The organism is Sphingomonas xinjiangensis, assembly GCF_014199255.1.
In the GTDB taxonomy this organism is placed as follows: Bacteria; Pseudomonadota; Alphaproteobacteria; order Sphingomonadales; family Sphingomonadaceae; genus Sphingomonas; species Sphingomonas xinjiangensis.
Map to the genome: position 1 here is coordinate 24,919 of NZ_JACIJF010000003.1, position 22,999 is coordinate 47,917.

The following is a 22,999-nucleotide window of genomic DNA, read 5'->3' on the forward strand; positions in this document are numbered from 1 at the left end:
CGCTTAGAACCCGGCGCCGAGCGTAACGCCCAGCGTGCGCGGCCGGATCGGCGACGCGGAGACTAAGGAGCCGGGCCTTGTACCGAACCCACCCGCGTTGATGATGCCACGCGAATTGCCCAGGTTCTTGGCAAAGGCGGTCACGTTGAACGCGCCGAAACGGGCGCCGACGCGCAGGTCCGCCGTGGCATAGCCTTCAATCCCCAGCCGCCTCCCAAAAGTGGTGCGGTAGGAGTCATCGAAATCGGCTTCCTGCGCACTCACTAGGCGGACATTGCCGCCGACAAAGGCGGTGGCGCCGTTGCCGACGCTCCATTCGTAATCGGCGGACAGGTTCGCGGTCCATTCGGGCGCGTAGGGTAGCCGATCGCCGGCAAAGCCGCCATTCCCCTCGGGCAAGTCCTCCCGCAGCGTCGCGTCATTATGAGCGACGTTCAGCACGACATCGAAGCCGCGGGTCGGGCGCAGCGTCGCCGTCACCTCGGCGCCCTGGCTGCGGGCGGAGTCGCCATTGCCGTCCGCGCCGACCGGGCCGATGCCCGTCTGGTAGACCACCAGCACCTGGATGTTCTTCCAGTCGAGATAGTAAAGCGAGGCGTCGAGCGCGAAGCTGCGATCCTCGGTCTCGCCACGGATGCCGACCTCGTAGCTGATCAGCGTGTCCGCCTCGAAAAAGCCGGGGAACCTGTCGCCTGCGCCGGGCGGCACAACGTTCGGGCCACCAGGACGATAGCCCTTGGCCACGCGGGCATAGATCGAGGCATGGTCGCTGAATTCGAAGCGCGGCGACACCGACCAGGTGAACACGTCTTCCGAAGAGCGGCCGTTGGTGATCTCGGGTCCGGCCGCGCCGCCGGACAGCGGCAACAGCGACCCGTCCAGGAGTTGGCGCGTGCGCTGCTCGTTATGGCTGTAGCGAGCGCCCGCGGTGATATCGAAGCGGGGGCCCAGATGCAGCGTCGCGCTGCCAAAGCCGGCATATTCACGGTATACCGAGCCGAGTTCGGCGCGAAGGAATTCGGGGAATACGGCGTCTGCACCGCCAGGGCCGAGCGGCAAGGTCAAGGAGGGATCGAGTGACTCGCCAGTGTCGAGCGCGAAGGGCAGATAACGCTGGGAGATGAGGCCCTCCTCCCGCGTATAATAGCCGCCGACTAGCCACTCGAGTGTCGTGCTGGAGGGCGACGCCAGGCGGACTTCCTGGGTGAACTTCTTGGAGGAGACCCGCGCCGGCAAGGTGATGCCGCGCGGGCCCGGCGTACCGACATCGCCGAAGAACACGTCGCCAATCCCGGCAAGTTCGTAGCTGGCGTCGGTGACTTCCTGCTGCACGGTCTCGCTGTAGCTGGTCGCCGAGACGAGCGAGGCGAAGCCCAGATCCCAGTCAATCGTGCCGTTATAGTTGCGATAATCGACATCGTTTTGGTCAGGATAATATTGCGTGCGGACCAGGCGATCGCCCGTGGGGGCGCCCGTCTCCGGGTCGATGCCGGCAGGCTCCAGCGTTACCGGATCGGCATCATAGGCGGCGCGGGAATTGGCGCGGATGTTTTGCGCCAGGGCGGTCAGCCGTACCGAGAAGGTGTCGCTGGGCTTGATCAGCAACGAAGCGCGGCCGCCATAGCTGGTCACGTCATTGGCGTCCTTGCGGTCGATCCCGAGCGTGTCGATGAAGCCGCCTTGTTCGCGGTAGAAGCCGCTGGCTCGCAGCGCGGCGATGCTGCCCAGCGGCAGGTTGACCACGCCATTGGCGTCCCAGCCCATGTCGCCCCCCGTGACGGTCTCGACGCCTGCCCGGGCGCGTCCCTCGAACTCGCCGATGCGCGGGGCCACGGTGATGAACCGGACCACACCGCCAAGCGAGTTCGCGCCGTACAGAGTCCCTTGCGGCCCGCGGAGCACTTCGACGCGCTCCAGGTCGAAGGGGTCGATATCGCCGGCGAGCACTGCGCCGTTGCTCTGGCCAGTGCTCGCCCCGAACGGCGTTTCGTCGATATAGATCGCTGTGGTCGGGCTCGCCCCGCCGGTGTTGATGCCGCGCAGCACGACGCGGGTTTCGCCAGGGGTGGCCTGTTGCAGGCTGAGGCCAGGCACCAGCGCGGCATAATCGACGAAGTTGGTGGCCTGTTGCCGCTCCAGCCGCTGGGCACTCACTACCGAAATGGATTGCGGAATATCCTGCAGCGTCTGCTCGCGCTTCTGCGCAGTGACGACAATCTCTTCGTCCGGGGCGACTTCCTGCGCCCGGGCCGTGCTGGCGAGCATGAGCGCGCCAGCGGCAGTGGACAGGGCGAGCAGCGTGCGTGCGGACAAGTCGAAGCGGTGCATCGTAACTCTCCCCGTGAGTTCCCGGTCAGCCGCCGGGCGCTGTGCGGCCCTTGTCGCCTCGCACAACGCAGACCTTGGCGGCCATATTCTCTGATCAGGATGCTATTATCCTGATCAGATACAAGTCAAACGATATTGCGATTTTGTTGTGACGCTACGCTTCGATGGCCCCATACTGGTTCGGGGCAGTGGATATACCCGTCTTCGTAGCGGATGCCTGGCTGCCGGTCGCCGGCGAGGAAGATGGGACCGTCGAGATCCACGACGTCGCAAAGCTGGCCCAGCAGGAACGCCGGCGCCATCGCCAGGCTCGATCCGACCATGTTGCCGACCATCACGTCCAGGCCCAGCGTCCGGGCGCGGCGGGCAATCGCAATCGCCTCGGTCAGTCCGCCGCACTTGTCCAGCTTGATATTGACCGTGTCGAACCGCCCAACCAGTTCGTTGAGATCGTCAAGTGCCAGCGCGCTTTCATCGGCGGCGATCGGGATGGGGGAATTGAACCCGTCGAGATCGGCCTCAGCCCCGCGGGCGAGCGGCTGCTCGAGCAAGGCGACGCCGCACTCGACCAGGACGGCAAGCAGCGGCTCAAGCTCCGCAACATCATAGCCCTGGTTGGCGTCCACGCCGATCCAGCAATCCGCCCGCGCCGCCGACACCGCCCGGACCCTGGCGGAGTCGAGCGCAAGATCGCCGGTGAGCTTGAGCTTGAGCGCGCGGGCATGGGCGTAGCTTCGTGCAGTTTCGGCCATCGCCGTGGGGCCCTCGGCACCCAACGTGAAGGTGGTGAGCAGCGGCTTGGGCTCGGGCAATCCCGCAAGCTTCCAGACCGGGGCACCGGCCTGCTTCGCTTCGAGTTCCCACCACGCGCAGTCGAGCGCATTGCGCGCCCCGCCGGGAGGCAGTGCCTGCTGTAGCTGGGCGCGGGTCATGCCATTCTGCACGTCCTGACGCACCGTCTCCAGTGCCGCCATCATCGCGTCCGCGTCGTCGCCAAGATAATAGACGCCGCTCGCCTCGCCCCGTCCGGTGTGGAGGCCATCCGAGAGGGTGACCACCACCACAGGAGACTCAGTGAAGACATGCCCGGCAATGCGGAACGGCCTGGCAAATGGCAGCCGCTCCACGGCGACGTCGAGCGACAGGCGCATCACCATGGGCTCAGAACTCGATGCCGAAGGAGATCAGCTTGTAGGCCAGAGCGGTCCACAGGATGGCAGCAGCGCCAAGCACGAGTAGCACGCTCCACAGCTTGGCAAACCAGCCACGCTTGCCGCGCCACACCTGCCAGGCATACCAGAGCGCCAGGCCGAGCAGGCCGAAAAAGGCCAGCGTGCCGACCACCTGCAATAGCAGGATCAGCCAGTCCGTGGAGCCATGGCTTTCGAAATCCTCGATCCCACCAATGACCATCGTCCAGCCGACCAGCACCGCCAGCGTAAGCCAGGCGAAGCCTCGCACCGCACGGTGGGTGCGTAACGCCTCCCCTTGCAGCGCGAGCGAAGCTCCGTAGCGGCGGCGAGCGAACCAGCCCACCGGCCAGGCCAGTGCCGTCAGAAAGACGATCGCGATGCCGAACAGCAGCGCGGGCATCAGCCAGGCGGGATCGAGCGCGGCGGGCGTGGGATACCAGACCATGAAAGGCGAGACTTCGCCGAAGCTCCAGCGGGCGACCTTGCCGTCGACAACCTGTGCGGCAAGCCGCTCATGGCCATAGGCGTCCCGCCAGACGAAGGGCTCGACTTCGATCAGCTTGCGCGGGGCGCCGCCGGGGCTGGTGAGCACTGGGATGAGCGGACGGCCATCGGCGTCGAGCCCAATCTTGATGTCGCCGACCAGGCCGATGACCTTGGCGAAGTTGGAGTCCACTCGCCGGCTGTTCGTCCAGGTGCCGACCAGCAGCTTGGCATGCTCCTTGGCGGTGGGCAGTTCGACGGGCGCCTTGTTCGGCGCGGGCAGATAACGATCGGCAAATTCTTCGAACAGCGCGCCGCGCAACACGCGGGTGACGCCTTCCTTGCCGTCGCTGTTCATCGAGATGTAAAGCCCGACATTCTCCTGCGGGAAGATCCACAGGTCGCTGTGGAAATAGAGGGTGTCGCCGCCATGTGCGATCGCGCGGCGACCATTGATCCGCTGCTCGTAAAAGCCCAGCGCCATCGTGTTGATCGCGGGGATTGCACTCGGCTGGGGTGCGTACATCCGCTGCGCCGTTGCGGGGCTGAGCAGCGGGCCGCCATTGTTCAAGTGGGCGATCATGAACTTGGCCATGTCGCCGCCGCTGATCGCCGCCGCGCCCGCAGGGGCGAGGCCGACCAGTTCGTACTTTTGCGCTGGCCCCGAAGCAAGAAGATAGCCCTGCGCCATGTGCGGCTTGAGTTGCGCCGGAAGCGGCTGACGGAAGCTGGCATATTGCATGCCAAGGCGGTTGAAGATGTTCTTCTCGATATAATCGTCGAACGGCATGCCCGAGACGCGCTCGACGATATAGCCGGCCAACGCCGTGGCGTAGTTCGAGTAAGCCGGGGTGCTACCAGGTTCGTATATCCGCTTGGGAATCCGGTGTTTGAGCACGTCGCCGAGGCTTGGCAGCGGCTTGTCGAAGATCATCAGCTTCTTAATCATCTCCTCAAAGCCGGCGGTGTGCGTCATGATGTTCCGCAGCGTGACCGGCTTGCCCTGATAGGCCGGGATCTTGAAGTCGAGATACCGGTTCACGTCGGCATCGAGGTCCAATTTGCCTGCCTCGACCTGCTGCATCACAGCGGTCCACGTGTAGAGCTTGGAGGTCGATCCCGGGCGGAACAGCGTGGTAGCCGGGTCCACCGGCTTGCGCTTGGCGACATCCGAGTAACCGAAACCGCGCTGGGTGACGACCTGGCCGCCCTTGACGATCACCACCACCGCGCCGGCAACATCACCGCGTGCGAGTGCATAGGGCATGAAGCCGTCAAGCCAGGTGTCGGCATCGGCCTTGGTGAGCGCGGGATTGCCGGCCGGGGGCGCTACTGGTGCAGGCGGAGCCTGTGTTTGCGGAATGGGCGTCAGCGGCGGCGGAGACTGGGTAAAGGCCGGTACGCCTATGGCAATGCCCAGCAATCCTGCCGCGAGCATCTTGAGCGAACGTTTCCACATCGCGCTTCCCCTTTGTGTGCCCTCTGCTCCGCACCCGGCCTGATTGCGCCGGTTTGCATCAGCGGCTAAGCTGCATCCTCATTGAACCTGTTACGCCTGATTGAGACATGATGATCCTATTCGGAAAAAAGTCAAACGGGGGGATGCCATGGCTACGCGACTAAGGGCGGAGCAACCGACGCTCGGCGCGCTGCTGCGGGCGCTGCGCGGTCGAAACGGGTGGACTCTCAAGGAGATGAGCCTGCGCAGCGGCATCCCGGTCTCGACCTTGTCCAAGGTCGAGAATGACCGTCTGACGCTGACCTACGACAAGCTGCTGCAGCTGAGCCAGCGGCTCAACATCCGCATGTCGGAGCTGTTTGCCGAAAACGACGCCAGCGCAGAGGCACCGGTGACGGCACGGCGCAGCATCGGCGACCTGGAACGCGCGGTGCGGGTAAACACCGCCAATTACGATTATTATTACCTCTGTACCGAGTTGCGCCGGAAGCGGATGATTCCGGTGATCACACGCGTACGCGCCAAATCGGTGGAAGAATTCGGTGACCTCGTCCACCATTCGGGCGAAGAATTCATCTACATCGTCAGCGGCCGCATCGTGGTCCACACCGAGTTCTACGATCCGGTTACGCTGGAGACCGGCGAGTCGATCTATATCGACTCGAACATGGGCCATGCCTATGTGGCTGGCGAGGGATGTGACGAGGCAGTGGTGCTCGGCGTCTGTTCCAGCGCCGAGGACGGACTGATGAATTCGCTGTTGAACCTGCATAGCTAACAAAGTCGTGAGACGACTGCCCCGCAGACGGATACCTCAAGCGATCTCGACTAGTTGGACATTGCACGTGATCTAGGCGCCTGGCCTACCATTCACGCGAGGTTCTTGCCGATTTATGCCTGTAGAGGCCCGCCTTCGATCGGCGGCTCTCACGGTTAATACTTCGCTCCTGACCAGTGATGCGGGTTCACAGCCGCCGCCAGGTACAAGCCGGGAAACGTCGGTTATCACCAGATTTTAAAGCGGCGTTCCGCTATCCTCCAGTGGTCGGCTCTTTGATGGCGCCCTAAATGAATGGCGGCTTTCAGGATCGCCCGGCAGCAGGCCGAACGACCGGTTTTGGGCGAGTTGCCGACCGGCAGCTCATGCGGAAAGCGGCGCTTCCGTTTTTGGGCCGCTAGTGGCCAGTCTACTTTCAGGGATGACCGCCTGTCCGGGTTTCCGCGCTGGCATCGGCGGGCGACGTACCGGCTTATCGGCCTGCAGCATGCTCCAATAGCCTTGGGGAGGCAGCAGGATGTCATGGTCCCGCAACGCCTTCGCCAGGCCGCTGCCCGTTATGCCGAGTTCAGTGCCGAGCTGTGTCATCGGCGCTGACCAGGCGAACGCGTACAGGCATGCCCGCCGATCAACGCCATTCCAACTCCCTTGAAGCAGTTCCGACCCGGTTACTCGAAGGGTGTTGCAGATATTAGCGGCGCCGGGTTGCCGATCGCTTACCTTGTTTGGCGGGCACCGGGTTGTCGAACCAGGCATTGACCGCGGACTCGCGCCAGCCGGCGCAGCGCGTGCTGATCTTGATGCTGGCCGGGAAGGTGCCATCCTGCATCTTTCGATACAGGGTCGAGCGGCTGAGGCCGGTGCGCTACAATACGGTCTTGATCCGCAGGATGCGGTCGGGGGTGTCGGTCTGCATTGACATCACCTTGCATCGAGTGCGGCGCATTGCGCCGTCCTCGGCGAAACTTGGCAGGTTCGCCCAATTGGAAAAGATGCTCACTGGTGCCTGCACGGGCCTGTACGGGCCTGTACGGCTTTGGCGTCTCGAGCCTGATGGTTTCTGCAGTCGCCACCGGTCGTGGATGTCGTGCCGGGGCGTCCCACGCATCGCGGGTCGTACGAATCTCGGCGTCGAGTCGCTGCGCCTACTCGCGGCCGATGGTGCCCCTGGCAACGTCTCTATGCCCCCCCAGGCGAACTGTTGCCCTGGTTTTGGGCGAACTGCTGAGCTCCTTACGGAGCGTCCTTGCGTCACAACCTTTTGGGGAATGCCTTCCGGTCGAGCCTCGGTCTCGACCGACCCCATCTGCGGGGAGCGGGGCTCCCCGCAACGCCCCTCAGATGGAGCGGGGCTGCGGACGCACACTGCCGGCGTCTGCGCGCCGGACAGGGTGCGGCGCCTGATTGCGGCCCCGCGGCACTCCGGCGCCGCGGACGGGCGGCGCGCCCGGTTTCGGCGCGGACGACATCTGCCGCCCGGCGCTCGAAGCCCGGTTCGACGCCGCGGTTCCGCCCGCTCTGCCGGTGGGCCCGCCTTTGTTGCGCGGCGGCTTCGCCGCCGGGTGATGCGGGCGGCGCTCGCTGCTAGGCCCGCCCGCGGCCCCGGCAAGCCGGGCTGCGCCCGGCTCCTCCGCTGCGCTGCGGCCCTGCGGGTGCCGGGCCCGCTTCGCGCGGGCCTTTCCGTTCGCCGATGCCGCCCCACCCCCGCGTCCGGGGGCCATGCTGGCTTTTGGGGCGGTGCTGGAGGCTTGCGATGGTTCCTCTTCACACTGCTTGGGACAGCGGCGACCGCCGGATGTGCGCGATGCCGCGCGGGGGGCGGCCATGACGCTCCTCCCGGAAGCGCTCCGCGTGGTACTGCGCGCCAATGCCGAAGCGCGTCGCGTCGCCGAGGACCGCAACGCCGACGAGGCCGACCCGATGCCGCTGGTAAAGCTGTTCAACCCCTGCGGTGCGGCGACGTGGCTCGCGACCGAGCTCGGCGAGGATGGTGACACCTTGTTTGGACTCGCCGATCTCGGCTTCGGCTGCCCTGAACTCGGCTATTTCATGGTGCTTCACCTGCGGCGCTGTCAGCGCGCCGCGCAGAATATCGGCCGGGTTCTTCTCTGTCCGCAGAGTAGCGAAGCCGTAGCGGAAGACACGTCCGGCAAAGGCACGCAGCCGCACCGCAGTCTCATGATGGCCGCGGCGTTCGACGCGCTTGAGCACGTCGAGCAGCTTATGCGGCGTTATCGATGCGATCGGCCGCTTGGCGATCTTGGCGAGCAGCTCGAGGAACCAGCGCGCCTTCTTGATGGTGGCTGGCGCGCGCGCCTCGCGCTCCATCTTCTGGATGTACTCCTCGGCAACCAGCGCGAAGGTCGTCTTCGCCGCCAGCTCAGCCTCAAGCCGCTTCTGCCGCTTCTGCCGCTTCTGCCGCTTCTGCCGCTTGACCTCCACCGGATCGATCCCGTCGTCCAGCTCGCCCTTGGCCTCGTCACGGTTCCGACGGGCCTGCGACAAGGTCACCTGAGGGAAGCTGCCGAGCGAAAGCTTCCGTTCGATGCCGCAGCAGCGATAGCGGAAGCGCCAGAGCAGCGCTCCGGACGGCTGGACAAGCAGGTAGAGCCCGTCCGAATCGAAAACCCTGAACGGCCGAGCCGCGGGTTTGAGCGCCTGAATCTGCACCACGTTAAGCATGGGGCCACGCCTCCTTGCATGTTCGTGGCCCCACGTTTTGTGGCCCCCTTCGAGTGGGCCATGGCGGAACATAATGGGAAAATATGGGACCGCGCAGTTCCCATAATACCGCAGGATTCCACGGTTTTCTAGTGATGTTCTGGGTATGTACTGGTGCCGCTTACAGGACTCGAACCTGTGACCCCCGCATTACGAATGCGATGCTCTACCAACTGAGCTAAAGCGGCCCTGCCCGATGCCGATCGCATCCGGAAAGAGCGGCGCGCTTACCAACCCGCAACGGCGCTGACAAGAGATTCCGCACGCCGCGCGTCTCCGTATCTTTTGCACGCGCACTTTACGCGTCGTTTACCACGCAGCGTGCACAAACCGCGCTCTTGTGTGACGGGCCTCGCCCGCAGTGGAGTACGTGCATGGATATGACCCACGGCATGAACGATCCCTTCGACTCGTATCCCGAAGTCGATGCGGACGAAGCCGTTGCGGATCGTCCGCTGGAGATCGGCACCGACGAGCGGCGGATGCACGTGCGCGCCTATAACTACTGGGTGTCGCTGCTGCAGGGCCGTCCTTATCCCTCTATCAAGGACCTTCACCCGGGCAACATCGTCGATTTCGGGCCCAACAGCGTGTTGCTCGATTTCAGCCGCGGCGTGGATGATCCGGAGATCCGCTATCTCGGTGCTGCGCTGCGCGAAGAGTGTGGCCTGGGCGTCGGGCTCAAGCGAGTCGCCGAAGTGCCCAGCCGCTCGCTGCTGTCGCGCCTCACCGATCATTACCTCCAGATCATCGCCAATCGTGCGCCGATCGGATTTGAAGCCGAGTTCGTCGGGCAGCGCGGGCACAATACGCTGTATCGCGGCATCCTGATGCCCTTCTCGTCGGACGAGGAGAAGATCGACTTCATCTATGGCGTGATCAACTGGAAGGAGCTGGTCGACGCAGACATGCAGGCGCGCCTGAACGCGGAGGTCGAGGCGTCGCGTCGCGCCGCTCCGACGCCTTCTGCGGCTCCCATCTGGGCCGACGGCCCGAGCAGCGGCTTCGGCGAGCACGCGGAAACGCCGGACACCGGCGGCGAAACGGAACCGCAGTCGCTGCTGGACCAATTGAGCCTGGCGCGCGACTCCGCGGCAGCCGCGCGGACATCCGACACGCGCAGCCGCGCCGCGCTGTATCGCGCGCTCGGCCACGCCTATGATTTCGCGCTTGCGACCGAACGGGATCGCCAGGGCTATATCGGGCTGCTCAACGAGTATGGCCTGACGCTTCAGGCACGCGCCCCGATGACGCCGCCGGTGAAACTCGTCTTCGGCGCCGATTACGACAAGACGCGCGTGACTGAATTCGCCGCCGTGCTGAATCACGCCAAGCGCAAGGCAGTCCCGCTGCACGGCCTGCGCGGATTCCTCGACGAGGCGGAAGGCGGCATCAAGGCTATCGTGAAGGCCGAGCGCGAACATCGCCGGCCCGCGGTCAAGCGTGACGCGTTCGCCCAGGCGACCGCGGAACTGCGCAGCCGCGCGCCGCTTGCCCACGTACAGATCGATGCGGACGGCGCCGCCGGCGATTTCGTGGTGCTGCTGGCGCGCGCCGGGGATCATGGGCTCGACATCGTCGCAAAGGTGGAGGACGACGCGGGCTTGACCGAGCGCGCGATCCGCAGGGCGGCTGCCTAAACACGCCAGGACCGGCAACTTTTCGCGCTGCTCAAGCCTTGAGGTAGAAACTCGAGGGGAGCATAGCACGCCCATGAAAAACATGATGACGTCGCTGACGCAGGCGTTCGAGGCACGATTGCTCGAAGGAGCGCTGCCGGGAGAGTTGGAAGGACTGGATCAGGGCGAGCGCGCTGAAGCTGCGCTATATGTCGCCGAAGCCGCGGCGATTCGCCCTCCGGGCAAGCCGCAAATCCGGCTTGAGACCTATCTGGATGAAGAGCGGCGGCAGATGCGGCTCGCCGTCATCAACGACGACCGCCCCTTCCTGGTCGATTCGATCTCGGCGGCGATCGCGGCGCAGGACATCGCCATCTATCGCATCATCCATCCCGTCATTCCAGTCGAGCGTGACGATGCGGGGAAGCTGATCTCGATCGGCGAAGGCCGTTCCGAATCGATGATCTACATCGAAATGGAACGTGGCGACGCCCGCACGCGGCGCGCGCTGATCACGGAAATCGAACGCACGCTGGAGCAGGTCCGCGCTGCCGTCGACGATTGGCGTTCGTTGCAGGCCGCGATCACCAGCGACGCGGATCGCTGCGACTCTGCCGAGTCCGGGCAATTGCTGCACTGGTTCGCCGGCGGTGCCATGACGCTGCTGGCGCATGAGCAATGGCAAGCGGACGGCAGCGCGTTCAATCAATTGGGCTTGGCGCGCTTTGTCCTGGACACGCCGATCCTTGCCGAGCCTTCGCGACAGGCGGCGCTGGCATATTTCCGCGAGGGTGGCGAGGCGCCGCTCTTGCTCAAGTCGAACGCGATCTCGACGGTACATCGCCGAACCCCGCTGGACATCGTGGTGATGCCGGCGGGCACCGGCGCGGACACCACCGGTCTGTCGATCCATGCCGGATTGTGGACCAGCGCGGCGCTGTTCGCCTCCCCTGACGAAGTGCCTATACTGCGCGCGCGGCTGAAAACGTTGGAGCACAAGTTCGGCTTTGATCCAAAGGGCCATACCGGCAAGGCAATGGCGCACGCGCTGATGGCGCTGCCACACGATCTGACCACCGCCTTCGATTCGGCGTCACTCGAGCGGCTGGTGCTGACCACCATGTCGGTCGCCGACCGCCCCCGGCCCAAGCTTCTGCTGGTCCGCTCGCTACTGGGACGTCATTTATTCGCATTCGTGTGGCTCCCGCGCGACGACGTATCGACCGGGCGCCGAGAGGCGATCGGCGCCATGCTGAGCGAAGCGGCCAATGCCAACGTGATCAACTGGTCGATCGCGCTGGAGGATGGCGTGGTAGCGCTGCTGCGGTACACACTGGATCTGCGCGGCGGCGGCAGCGTACCCGACGCGGACGTACTCGACACGCAGCTGAAGCGGATGGTGCGCGGCTGGGTGCCAGCCGTCGAAGCGGCCCTGGCCGACCAGACGGGTGGCGCATCGACGCGCCTGGCGCTGCGCTTCGCCCAGGCCTTCCCGCCCGTCTATCGTGCGACCAGCACGCCGGAAGAAGCGGCGCGCGACATCCTGCGGCTTGCAACGCTGGACACGCCGGGCACGCGCTCGGTGCGCATCACGCCACATCCAAAGAACGACACCGAGTATCGCATCAAACTTTACGCCGAAGGCGGTGCGCTGGCGCTTTCCGACGCAGTGCCGGTTTTCGAGAATTTCGGCTTTCGGGTGATCGAGGAAGTTCCGACCCAGTTGGGCAACGGCATGTTCCTGCACGATTTTCAGGTGTCGCTCGCATCCAGTTCACCGGTGTTGACGGCCGAGCCGAAGCTGGTGGAAGACGCCATCGCCGCGGTGCTGCAAGGCAGCGCGGAGGATGATGCCTTCAACCGGCTGATCGTGGACGCTGGCATGCAACCACGGGCCGTCATGCTGTTCCGCGCCTGGTTCCGCTATCTCCGCCAGACGGGCCTCAGCTACGGCATGGCGACCGTGGTCGACGCCATTCGCCGCGCGCCTGCTGTCGCCTCCGCGCTGATCGAGCGGTTCGAGGCGGCGCATGATCCCGCACGCGCACACGACGACGCGACGGTGGAGGCCGCAACCCAGAAGATCAACGCCGGGCTCGATGAGGTGTCGGCGATCGACGACGACCGCATCCTTCGCACGCTCAAGGGTGTAGTAGTGGCAACACTGCGCACCAACGCCTTTGCGCCCGCCTCACAGGAAGCGCTTGCCTTCAAGCTCGACTCCAAGCTTGTGCCCGGTCTGCCCCAGCCGCTGCCGTGGCGCGAGATCTGGGTGTACAGCCCACGGGTGGAGGGCATCCATCTGCGCGCCGGCCCCGTCGCCCGCGGCGGCTTGCGCTGGTCGGATCGGCGTGACGATTTCCGGACCGAGATCCTTGGCCTGATGAAGGCCCAGCGCGTGAAGAACGCCGTGATCGTGCCGACAGGCGCCAAGGGCGGCTTTTATCCCAAGCTACTCCCCTCCCCCGCGACCGACCGCGACGCCTGGCTCGCCGAAGGTACGGAGAGCTACCGTATCTTCATCCGCGCGCTGCTGTCGGTGACGGACAACATCGTCGGCGGCGCCGTGGTCCACCCTGACCGTGTCGCCGTGCTCGACGGCGACGATCCCTATTTCGTCGTTGCCGCCGACAAGGGAACCGCCACCTTCTCCGACGTCGCCAACGCGATCGCGACGGAACGCAACTTCTGGCTGGGGGATGCTTTCGCCTCGGGCGGAAGCCACGGCTATGACCACAAGGCCATGGGCATCACTGCCAAGGGCGGGTGGGTTTCGGTGCGCCGCCACTTCCTCGAACTTGGCGTCGACGTTCAGTCGGAACCGGTGCGGGTTGCGGGCTGCGGCGACATGTCCGGCGACGTGTTCGGAAACGGTATGCTCTTGTCCAAGGCGATCAAGCTCGTCGCCGCCTTTGACCACCGCCATATCTTCCTCGACCCCGATCCCGATCCGGCGGCCAGCTGGGAGGAGCGCGCCCGCATGTTCGCGCTCCCCCGCTCGAGTTGGGCCGACTATAACCCAATCCTGATCTCGCAAGGTGGCGGCGTGTTCGCCCGCACCGCCAAGAGCATCCCGCTCAGCGCCGAGGTCAAAGCGCTACTGGGCGTCGAGCAGGATGAACTCGATCCCACCAGCCTGATCAACGCGATCCTCAAGGCACAGGTCGACCTGCTCTGGTTCGGCGGTATCGGCACCTATCTGAAGGCTGCGAGCGAAAGCCATTCGGACGTGGGTGATCCCGCCAACGACCGGCTTCGCGTCAACGCCGAACAGGTTCGTGCCCGCGTCATCGGCGAGGGTGCCAATCTGGGCGTCACCCAGGCCGCCCGCATCGCCTTCGCTAGCGTTGGCGGACGCATCAACACCGACTTCATCGACAATTCGGCGGGCGTCGACTGTTCGGACAATGAAGTGAACATCAAGATCGCGCTCAACCGCGAGGTGATCGAAGGGCGGCTTGGGTTCGAGGAGCGCAACACGTTCCTGGCAGAAATGACCGACGACGTGTCGGAACTGGTGCTCGAGGACAACCGGCTACAAACGCTGGCGCTCTCCTTCATGGAGAATGACGGCGCGGTGTCGCTGCCCAGCTATGTGCGCGTGGTGGAAATCCTGGAAGCGTCGGGACGGCTCGACCGCGCCGTCGAAGGGCTTGGCTCGAACGTGGAACTGCTTCGCCGTGCGCAGGAGGGCCGCGGCCTCACCCGCCCCGAGCTTGCGGTGCTGCTGGCCTCCACCAAGCTGGCGCTTCAGGATGCGATTGAGGGGCGCCGGCTGGCGGACGATCCCGAGTTGAAGGGCGATCTGCTCGCCGCGTTCCCGCAGGCGATGCAGTCGCGCTTCTCTGCCGCGATTCAAGAGCACCGGCTTCGCAATGAGATCGTCGCGACCAAGCTCGCCAATCGGCTGGTGAACCGGCTCGGCGTGCTTCACCCCTTCGAACTCGCGGAGGAAGAAGGCGCAGCGATGGGCGACATCGCGGTGGCCTTTGTTGTAGCCGAACGGCTGTTCCGCCTGGGCGACAGCTGGGAAGCGATCGAAACGGCTCAGATCAGCGAGCGGGCAAGACTGGCGCTGCTCGACGAAATGGCAGTCGCGGTACGCGGCCAGATGGCGGACGTGCTGCGGGTGACGCCGTCGGGCGCGAGCCCCCGGCGCATTATCGAGCGGCTGAAGCCGGGTATCGCCGCGCTCGACCGCCAGGCCAAGGCGCTGCTGCTGGACGAAGTGAAGGCGCAGAGCGGGCGTATCGCCGCCAAGCTGGCGGGAACGGGCGCGCCGGCCGAACTGGTTGACCGAGTCGTCCGGCTGTTCGAGATGGATGGCGCAGTCGGCCTGGCCGAACTCAGCGTGCGGCGCGGCATCGATGAAACCGACCTCACGCGCGCCTTCACGCATCTTGGTCAGGTGCTCGGGCTCGACTGGGCACAGGCGACGGCGGCGCGGATCACCACGGGGGATCCGTGGGAACGGCTGCTGATCGCGGGCCTCGCGCGCGACTTCCAGCAGTTGCGGCTCGATTTCCTCAGCCGCCTGCCGGACGCCGATCCGCGAGGCGGCGTGGATGGCTGGCTGTCGGCGCATGCGCCGCGCGTGGCGCAGTTCGCGGCGCTGGTGCAGCGGGCGCGGCAGACGGCCGCGCCGAATGCGGCGATGCTGGCGCAGATTGCGGGGCAGGCGCGGGTTTTGCTGGGACGTTAAGTTGGTGAAAGTTCTGCAGCGGAGGTCTTTCTCCGCCGCAGAGTGATTGCAATTGCGAATCGTTCTCGTTATCGAAGGATAACCTAAACGACCGAGCATCGCGGCCACTCATGCACGCCCCCGCCGCCCCGGCCATCAGGAAGCGCAGCCGGAAAAGCTTTTGGCTGAAGCAGCTTCACACCTGGCATTGGATGAGCTCGGCGATCAGCCTGATCGGGCTGCTGCTGTTCGCGCTGACCGGCTTCACGCTGAACCACGCCGCCGATATCGAGGGTTCGCCGCAATCGGTGGAGAGCAAGGCGCAGCTGCCCGCACCATTGTTGGCGCAAGTTGCCACCGACGATGCGCCCGACACCAAGAAGCCGCTGCCGGCCCAAGTCGGCGCCTATGTCGAATCCAAGCTCGGCATGGCTGCGCAAGGCACCGCGGAATGGTCGGCGGACGAGATCTACCTGCCCCTGCCCCGCCCCGGCGGCGACGCCTGGGTCTCGATCGACCGCGCCACCGGCGCAGTCACCAGCGAGCGCAGCAGCCGCGGCTGGATCGCCTACCTCAACGACCTCCACAAGGGCCGCAACGCCGGCACGGCGTGGAAGTGGTTCATCGACATCTTCGTGTTCGCCTGCATCGTCTTCACGCTGACCGGCCTGGTGCTGCTCCAGATGCATTCCAAGCACCGCAAGAGCACCTGGCCGCTGGTCGGCATGGGGCTCGTGATCCCCGCGCTCGTCGCGATCTTCCTCATCCATTGAGCGAGGCACAGCCATGCAAATCCGCCTGACCGGACTGACCGCCGCCGCGATCGGCGCAGGCAGCCTGTTCCCCGCCGCGGCGGGCGCACAGACGCTCAACCTGTCGATCGACATCCCCCGGCTGCGCGTCGCCGAATATCACAAGCCCTATGTCGCGGTGTGGCTGGAGAAGCAGAGTGCGACGCCGCACACGCTGTCGGTCTGGTACGATGTCGACAAGCGCGGCGGCGAAGGCACCAAATGGCTGCGCGACATCCGCCAGTGGTGGCGCACCAGCGGGCGCGGCATGACCTTCCCCGCCGACGGTGTCAGCGGCGCCACCCGCGCCCCGGGCACGCAGAAGCTTCAGCTGGTCGCCGGGCGCGGTGCCATGCCCCGGCTGACCCCCGGCGAATATACCCTGGTCGTCGAAGCCGCGCGCGAGGTCGGCGGGCGCGAGATGGTCCGCATCCCCTTCAGCTGGAACGGCAAGGCCGCCAGCGGCACCCGCGCGGGATCAACCGAACTGGGCACCGTCACGTTCACGCTGAAGCGCTAACCGGGAGGACTTACGCCATGTATCTTCGCAAACCCCTGATCGCGGCCGCCGCCGTGGCGGCCATCGCGGCGCCGGCCGCGCTCGCCCATCGTATGTGGCTGTTGCCGTCCTCTACCACGCTTTCGGGCACCGACAATTGGGTGACCGTCGACGCAGCGGTGTCGAACGACCTGTTCTATTTCGACCACCAGCCGCTGCGCGCGGTGCCCGCCGTCACCCAGCCTGATGGCAGCGAAGGCAAGGTCGAGAACCACAGCGTCGGTCGCTATCGTGCGACCTTCGACGTGCACCTGACCCAACAGGGCACCTATCGCGTCGCCGTAGTCAACCAGGGCGTGTTCGGCAGCTACAAGCTGAACGGCGAGACCAAGATGCTGCCACGCGGCACCACCACCGCGACGCTGGCGGTGGCGATCCCCGCCGGCGCAACCGATGTACAGACCAGCGAGAGCTTCGCCCGCAACGAGATTTTCGTGACGCAGGGCGCGCCGACCGGCACCGTGTTCAAGCCGACCGGCAAGGGACTGGAGCTGGTTCCGGTGACGCACCCCAACGATCTGGTCGCGGGGGAAGCGGCAACCTTCCAGTTTCTGCTCAACGGCAAGCCCGGCGCGAACCTGTATGTGACCGCGATCCCCGGCGGCAGCCGCTACCGCGATGCTCTCAAGCAGATGGACCTGCGCACCGATGCGCAGGGCAAGGTGTCGGTCACCTGGCCGGAGCCGGGTATGTATTGGCTCAACGTCACCCCCAACGCCCCGCGCATCGACGGGGAGGGCCCGGGTGCCGGCGGCGCCCGCAGCCCCGGCGCAGGCCAGCGTCCCGCAGGAAGCACGGGCGGCGCCATGCCGCGCGGCCCGCGGGTGAGCTACACCACGACGCTGGAAGTGCTCGCCCCCTGAACGCGGCTCCGCGCATCGCCATCCCCGACAGCCTGTCGCCGGCGGCATTCCACCGGCGACAGGCGGACGCGCGCATCGTGACGCTGGCGGGGGAGACGATGGGCACGCGCTGGTCGGTGCGCGTGGTTGTGCCGGATGCTCCAGCCGCGCCCGATCTGAACCCCGGCCTTCGCCCGGGAACGGTGCAGAGTGACCGGCACGTGTACGACCTGGCGCTGAAAGCCGAAATCGAAGCGGTGCTGGCGCGGATCGTGGCCGAGATGAGCCATTGGGAGCCCGGGTCCGCGCTCAGCCGGTTCAACCGTTCCGAACCCGGCCGCTGGCAGCCGCTCCCGCCCGCCTTCGCGCACGTCCTCGCCGCTGCGCTGGCGGTAGCGGAGGCGAGCGAGGGAGCCTTCGATCCCGCCATGGGCCTGCTCGCCGACCTATGGGGTTTCGGCCCCGGCGGGAAGCGCGACGGCGTTCCGAGCGGGGCGGAGATCGCCGAAGCGCTGGCAGGTTCGGGCCGCCGCCAAATCGAGCAGGATGGCCGCCGTGCCCGCCGCCTGGCCCGCGCGGCGCTCGATTTTTCAGGCATTGCCAAGGGCCATGCCGTCGATGCCCTCGCCGAGCGGTTGCGCGGGCTGGGCCTCGCCGACTTCCTGGTCGAGATTGGCGGCGAGTTGCGCGGCGAGGGCATCAAGCCCGACGGGCAACCCTGGTGGGTCGATCTGGAGCCCGCGCCGGGCGTCGCCTCCACGCCGATCCGAGTGGCGCTGCACGGCCTGTCGGTGGCGACATCGGGCGATTACCGCCGCAGCTTCCACCATGCCGGGCAGGATTATGCCCACACGCTCGATCCCCGCACCGGGCGCCCGCTGACCAATGGCGTGGCGTCGGTGACGGTGCTGCACCCCAATTGCATGCTGGCCGACGCCTGGGCGACGGCGCTGACCGTGCTGGGGCCGAACGGCATGGCGTTGGCGGCGCGCGAAGGGCTGGCGGTGCATATGGCGGTGCGCAGGCACGGGGAGCGGCTTTCCCCGCGGCTGGAGGCGATGCTGGGTTGAGCCGAGCGCGGCATCGGCCCGGGCTGGAGGCGCCCTGTCGGGGCATGGCAGCCAACGCCCCAGTCGCGGACATGCCCTGGTCTTCCATGCTCGCGAAAGCCGCCGTTCGTACAGGGTAGAAGTTTCCCGTTTGCGCGACGGCAAACTCCTATAGGCGGTCCGACACGCGTCACCATAAGGGGAGATCGATGCTGGCGTCATTCACTGCGTTGCTCTTTGGAGCCATTGCCATTGACATCGCGGCCGCCAAACCCCTGGACGTCGCGCGCGTTTTTCTTGAGGCGGTACGCACAGGCGATGTCGAGACGATCCGAAGATTGCGAACGGATGATGCCGTCGCGGGCGGCGGGCCGGATCTGGGTCCGCTTGGGGGATCCGAAGAATATTTGCTTCTTCCGAAGCTGAAACGCTGCGCGATCCGCGGGCTGGCGCTCGATCCGCAGGAGACGGACAGAAGCCTGCTTCGCGAGATGACGCCCTCCTCGATCGCGGCAGGTGGGGCATCCACCATCAGAGGAGGGCTGTCATGCCCGATGAGCGATGGCAGCCACCACGTAGCACATGTTCTGATCGTGGTAGTGAGAGGGCGGGTGGCGCTGTTTGCCTTCGGGGGGTAGCAGCGAGCACCGTTCCGAGCCTGGGCCTTTGCGTCGCAAAGCGGATGTCTCGCTAACGCACCATCCGGGTGATCAGGCTCTATCCGACCGCTCGTACCGCTGAAGGTCCGACCTTGGGTGATGTCGAGACGGTCAGCTTCAGAGCGAAAGTTCCGATAGCTGCCGGTGTTTGGCCCATTTCAGCTAGGCATTTCGCAACACGAGGGTGCGCTTAAATCAAACCCGCTGCTCCAAAAACTCAGCAAGATCGCTTGGCAGGACCAAATCGTCCCGGAGCCTTGGATCGCGCGCAGCCTCAAGGAAGGCTTCATGCTCGCGGTGGCCAGGAACGAATACCGCCTTACGCTCGTATTCGACCGGCGTGAACGTGCCCCAGTTGGTGATCTGCCCGAAATAGATGCCCGCGGCCCCTACTTCACGTGCGAGCTCGACCGCATCCCCCATCTCTCGGAAGTTCTCTTGCTGAACCGTGAAACTGAGGCTGAAGTCCTCGATCAGCCCCTCCGCGAGCAGTTGCCCGGCGAATCTGAGGTTTTCCACCATTACGGACCAACGTGCGCCCCGCCGTAGCAGCTCGTGAGTAGGGCCGGTCGCGGCGTCCAGGCTGATCCGCAACGACTCAACACGGCGGTGCAGGCTTGGAAAGGCCTCCCACTGACGAGGGGTAAATAGCATGCCGTTGGTCATGATGATGAATTTGAGATCAGGATATCCGCCGGCGTCTAGCTGGGTCATCAAACGCCGAAAGTTCTTGCTCGCGAACGGATCACCCGAGCCGGTGACGAACACCGTCTTAGCATTCTTGAGAAGCGGAAGGATCTGGCGCTCCTGCATCGTGTCAAAACGCGCGCGCGTTGCGTCGTCAGCAGCGTACCGTTCGGTTCGGCAGCTCGGGCAAGAAAGATTACAAGTGCGGTCGTAGGAGAGATTGAGCATCTCCGGACCGCGGGGCATGGTGGTGGCCCGAGGCCTGATGATTTCGCTCCACTTCGGATCTGCCTCGAGTTCCTCAATCGTGGGAAACTGGCTGCTCTGGATCGAGGGGCAGGTTCGCTTGTTACAGAAGCGGTAGGACCCATCGAGCATGCTCCCTCGGATCGCTTGTGCAGTGTCACCGTTCCACACGTCCTGCCAAGGAACGTAACTCAGATCACCGGTCGAGGTCGGGAGCCAACTCGCACAGCAGAGATGCGTCGAGTTCTCCAGCACGTCGAGCTCGATAAATGGGTTCATACAGACCCTGCCAGTAAGCTGGTATTTTGAATTGCCTGGGTCGAGCAGGCCTTCCAAACGAAAGATCACGCCTTGAACCTGCACGTTCTGGCTTTCAGTGGCACAGAGGGGCATCAGTGCACTCAGTGCGTCCTGGGAACCGCCCGCGGCGGCGGTGCAAAGTCCTAGAAGCAATTGCATCTGCACCCGCACCGGCGGGCTGGGTTCCATCGATGATCGCTGAAGCAGCGTTTCGACAACGAGTGGATTTTCGCTTAGAATAGAGGGAACCAGTGACCAAAGTTCCGGGTGATCCAGCCCATCCGACATCACACTCAACATCAGATCAATCGCTTGATGAGCGGCGCTCGCTCCATCAACAATCGACACCTGCGCGCTTCCAATCGCCTCTTCCTGAATGAACAACGTGATACTCCGCGTATTTTGATTTTGGGGAGCCAACTACATCGTTGTAGATGAGTCGGTTACCTCCGTAGCGCTGCGCGCTTATCGATGCTGCCGCCGTGCTGCACCCTTCTCAGACAAGTTTATCCGTCGTTTGCGGCAGGCGAAGCGCAGAGAATCCGCCGGACTGCTGAACCAGGGCATTTGACGGTATGCCGAAGCCGCTCTTGGTCGAGATCGTCCCGCTGTTCATGACTTACCTACCCCTCGATGACCACTTCCTTCCAGTATAGAACTGTGAGGCCGGGCACGCGCCTCAGGTCGCGAAACAATGTCGAACACAGCGGGCAGCATCGGGCGGTGCTGTGCGGGACCCTTCGATTATTGGCGCTGAAACCGGCCCGGTTCCTGCTGCTTCCCCCGCTCCGAACAATGACCGCTTTATGGTGTCGGCGTGATCCCTTGGATGACCCAACATGGGCGACGGCGCTCATTCGCTACCACCAGCATAAGAGCGGCAGCCTTTTGCGCACCGGGCTCCCAAGAGCGGCCGGTCCACTAACCACATCAACGAAGGTTCAATTTCGGTGGGCTACATCGTAAAGGGGTTGTGGAGTTCACGGCAGGCATGAAGCGCTTGCCGCGGCTCTGCACGCAAGCGCCTATGCGTAGATCGCAGAGTGTCGGAGCATAGCCGAACATGACTGACGAACCGGTCAAGGGACCCGCGTCTTACTTTCCTTCCATTGAGGAGAAGTACGGTAGACCGATAACCGAATGGCAGGCGATCGTGCGCGAGCACTTGCCGGCCAAGCATATGGCGTTGGTCGCGATGCTCAAGGACAAGCATGGCATGGGGCATGGCCATGCCCACGCGGTGGTAGCGCATACCCTTGCCGAGAAGGGCTGAGCGGTAGGCGGCGCAGCGCTAGCGGAAGCTCAGCTTTGCTTTCGCATCAGGGCGACGGCCGCGGCATGGCTGATCTGACGGACCGGGCTGAAGGTCTGCGTCGAACAATCGGTGCTCACGTCCAGATCGGCTTCGGCCTGGGCTTCTTCCAGCGTCGGGACATGGCCGTCCAGCCGGTAGCGGATCGACCACTCAACCGACGAAATCGCCAGCGGCGCGTCGAAGGCATAGACCGACAGGACGCCGGGGCGTTTGCCGGGCGCGGAAAGGAGGAAATAGTTGGTGCCTTCCGACACCATCGACGCGCAGTAGAGCGCCTGTACCTGGAAGCCGCGCTTGCGGAACGCCGCGACCGGATCGAAGCCGAGCGGCTGGCCCCTCTCGCCTTGCCAATCGAAGGTCAGCATCGTCGCGGGGTCGGCGCGTGGCGCGGTGACCTGCGCGCCGGCGAGCGTGCCGACGGTGCGGGTGGTACCTTCTAGCGTTTGGGCGGCGCGCCAGTGGATCGGGGACTTGGTCGCTTGAAGCGCGGACAGCGTCGGCGTGCCCCGGACGCCACTCGCCGGCGTCAGCGCGAAGACCGCTTCAGCCAGCGCGTCCATCGGCGTGGGAGCCGCTACCGTGGTACCACGCCGGCCCGACTGCGCCGCGACGGGGCTGGCGATGAGCGCGATGCAAAGCGACGTTCCAAGCAGGGTGCGCATTCGATCCTCGATGTTTCGGACGGTCGCCCTTCCCAGCTACGCCGCCGCGGAGCAAGGGGCACGGCACTCAAGCTGCGGCGGCGACCGTCGCACGATCATCGTCATCATTGGCCGGCGATACCCGGGCACGTGGCTTGCTGCGCCGCGCCCGGGAAGCCCTCCCCCCACGGTTGCGCACGCGCAAAAAGAAGCCAGCGCCACGGCGCACGAGATCGAGGCGGCCAATGGAACCCAGCGCCGCACCCGCTGCCGCGGCCACCTCCAGCAATGCGCCGATCTCCAGGCTGGTCAACCACAGCGCCAGATCCGGAGCGAGCACCACAAGCATGCGAGCCGGATCATTCTCTCCCGCGACGCCGCTGATGGCGATGCCGATCGCCACCACGATCGCCATTGCGACGTGAACCCGCGTGATCCGATTTGCAGCGCGCGCGGGCAGCTCGACCATCGCCTGGCGCATGATCCGGCCTGTTTCGGAGTTGGCGCCTGCCATGAGTGTCACCCAGAGCATCAGAAATATGGCGGCAAGGACCACGTCGTTCCTCCAACAGAGTCCCCCAACCTATGGCGCTCCATGCCACCGCACAAGCGAGGGCGGTGGTGGGCGCGTGCGCGCCTCGCGCCACG

At 65.2% G+C, this 22,999-nt stretch carries 15 protein-coding genes, 1 tRNA gene and 3 pseudogenes; 10 read left to right on the top strand and 9 right to left on the bottom strand.

Annotated features, from left to right (window positions below):
- Nucleotides 1-3: 3 nt before the first annotated feature.
- The 3 genes from FHT02_RS05815 to FHT02_RS05825 form a co-directional block, all read right to left on the bottom strand.
- Entirely contained in the window at nt 4-2,328 is a 2,325-nt protein-coding gene (locus FHT02_RS05815; protein ID WP_184085510.1) for a TonB-dependent receptor, read from the bottom strand.
- A gap of 125 nt (nt 2,329-2,453) precedes the next feature.
- Nucleotides 2,454-3,485, bottom strand: coding sequence for a dipeptide epimerase (locus FHT02_RS05820; RefSeq protein WP_184085512.1), 1,032 nt, complete (start codon nt 3,483-3,485; stop codon nt 2,454-2,456).
- Nucleotides 3,486-3,489: 4 nt separating this feature from the next.
- Nucleotides 3,490-5,463 (bottom strand): serine hydrolase domain-containing protein, encoded by a 1,974-nt coding sequence (locus tag FHT02_RS05825; RefSeq protein WP_184085514.1) that lies wholly within the window; start codon nt 5,461-5,463, stop codon nt 3,490-3,492.
- 148 nt (nt 5,464-5,611) lie between these two features.
- On the opposite strand from FHT02_RS05825, the gene FHT02_RS05830 reads away from it, so the two are divergent.
- Entirely contained in the window at nt 5,612-6,241 is a 630-nt protein-coding gene (locus FHT02_RS05830; protein WP_184085516.1) for a helix-turn-helix domain-containing protein, read from the top strand.
- Nucleotides 6,242-6,932: 691 nt separating this feature from the next.
- On the opposite strand, the pseudogene FHT02_RS05835 reads toward FHT02_RS05830, so the two are convergent.
- Nucleotides 6,933-7,157 (bottom strand): annotated as a pseudogene (locus FHT02_RS05835) (helix-turn-helix transcriptional regulator).
- A 908-nt stretch (nt 7,158-8,065) separates the two neighbouring features.
- Here FHT02_RS05835 and FHT02_RS21485 point away from each other — a divergent pair.
- Nucleotides 8,066-8,290: pseudogene (locus tag FHT02_RS21485) on the top strand (DUF2958 domain-containing protein); the annotation flags it as partial.
- Nucleotides 8,291-8,377: 87 nt separating this feature from the next.
- Here the strand turns inward: FHT02_RS21485 and FHT02_RS22195 are convergent.
- Nucleotides 8,378-8,995 (bottom strand): annotated as a pseudogene (locus tag FHT02_RS22195) (tyrosine-type recombinase/integrase); the annotation flags it as partial.
- Nucleotides 8,996-9,074: 79 nt separating this feature from the next.
- Nucleotides 9,075-9,150: transfer RNA gene (locus FHT02_RS05845), tRNA-Thr, on the bottom strand.
- A 186-nt stretch (nt 9,151-9,336) separates the two neighbouring features.
- On the opposite strand from FHT02_RS05845, the gene FHT02_RS05850 reads away from it, so the two are divergent.
- The 7 genes from FHT02_RS05850 (at nt 9,337) to FHT02_RS05880 (ending at nt 19,141) form a co-directional block, all read left to right on the top strand.
- Complete coding sequence (locus FHT02_RS05850) at nt 9,337-10,602, top strand: PAS domain-containing protein (protein WP_184085518.1); 1,266 nt, start codon at nt 9,337-9,339, stop codon at nt 10,600-10,602.
- A 73-nt stretch (nt 10,603-10,675) separates the two neighbouring features.
- Nucleotides 10,676-15,283, top strand: a complete 4,608-nt coding sequence (locus tag FHT02_RS05855; RefSeq protein WP_184085520.1) for an NAD-glutamate dehydrogenase — start codon at nt 10,676-10,678, stop codon at nt 15,281-15,283.
- A 110-nt stretch (nt 15,284-15,393) separates the two neighbouring features.
- On the top strand, nt 15,394-16,035 hold the full coding sequence (locus tag FHT02_RS05860; protein WP_184085522.1) for a PepSY-associated TM helix domain-containing protein: 642 nt from the start codon (nt 15,394-15,396) through the stop codon (nt 16,033-16,035).
- A 13-nt stretch (nt 16,036-16,048) separates the two neighbouring features.
- Complete coding sequence (locus FHT02_RS05865; protein ID WP_184085525.1) at nt 16,049-16,573, top strand: DUF2271 domain-containing protein; 525 nt, start codon at nt 16,049-16,051, stop codon at nt 16,571-16,573.
- A gap of 17 nt (nt 16,574-16,590) precedes the next feature.
- Complete coding sequence (locus FHT02_RS05870; RefSeq protein ID WP_184085526.1) at nt 16,591-17,475, top strand: DUF4198 domain-containing protein; 885 nt, start codon at nt 16,591-16,593, stop codon at nt 17,473-17,475.
- A gap of 98 nt (nt 17,476-17,573) precedes the next feature.
- Nucleotides 17,574-18,524 (top strand): FAD:protein FMN transferase, encoded by a 951-nt coding sequence (locus FHT02_RS05875; protein WP_184086236.1) that lies wholly within the window; start codon nt 17,574-17,576, stop codon nt 18,522-18,524.
- Between the two features lie 188 nt (nt 18,525-18,712).
- Nucleotides 18,713-19,141 carry a hypothetical protein gene (locus tag FHT02_RS05880; protein ID WP_184085527.1) on the top strand — a complete coding sequence of 143 codons (429 nt, stop codon included), beginning with the start codon at nt 18,713-18,715 and terminating at the stop codon, nt 19,139-19,141.
- 216 nt (nt 19,142-19,357) lie between these two features.
- Here FHT02_RS05880 and FHT02_RS05885 read toward each other — a convergent pair whose 3' ends face one another.
- Entirely contained in the window at nt 19,358-20,779 is a 1,422-nt protein-coding gene (locus tag FHT02_RS05885; RefSeq protein WP_184085528.1) for a radical SAM/SPASM domain-containing protein, read from the bottom strand.
- Between the two features lie 679 nt (nt 20,780-21,458).
- On the opposite strand from FHT02_RS05885, the gene FHT02_RS05890 reads away from it, so the two are divergent.
- Nucleotides 21,459-21,668 (top strand): DUF4287 domain-containing protein, encoded by a 210-nt coding sequence (locus FHT02_RS05890; RefSeq protein WP_184085529.1) that lies wholly within the window; start codon nt 21,459-21,461, stop codon nt 21,666-21,668.
- A 29-nt stretch (nt 21,669-21,697) separates the two neighbouring features.
- Here the strand turns inward: FHT02_RS05890 and FHT02_RS05895 are convergent, their stop codons facing one another.
- Both FHT02_RS05895 and FHT02_RS05900 read right to left on the bottom strand, forming a co-directional pair.
- Nucleotides 21,698-22,372 (bottom strand): hypothetical protein, encoded by a 675-nt coding sequence (locus FHT02_RS05895; RefSeq protein WP_184085530.1) that lies wholly within the window; start codon nt 22,370-22,372, stop codon nt 21,698-21,700.
- Between the two features lie 67 nt (nt 22,373-22,439).
- Nucleotides 22,440-22,865, bottom strand: a complete 426-nt coding sequence (locus tag FHT02_RS05900) for a hypothetical protein (RefSeq protein WP_184085531.1) — start codon at nt 22,863-22,865, stop codon at nt 22,440-22,442.
- Nucleotides 22,866-22,999: the final 134 nt, after the last annotated feature.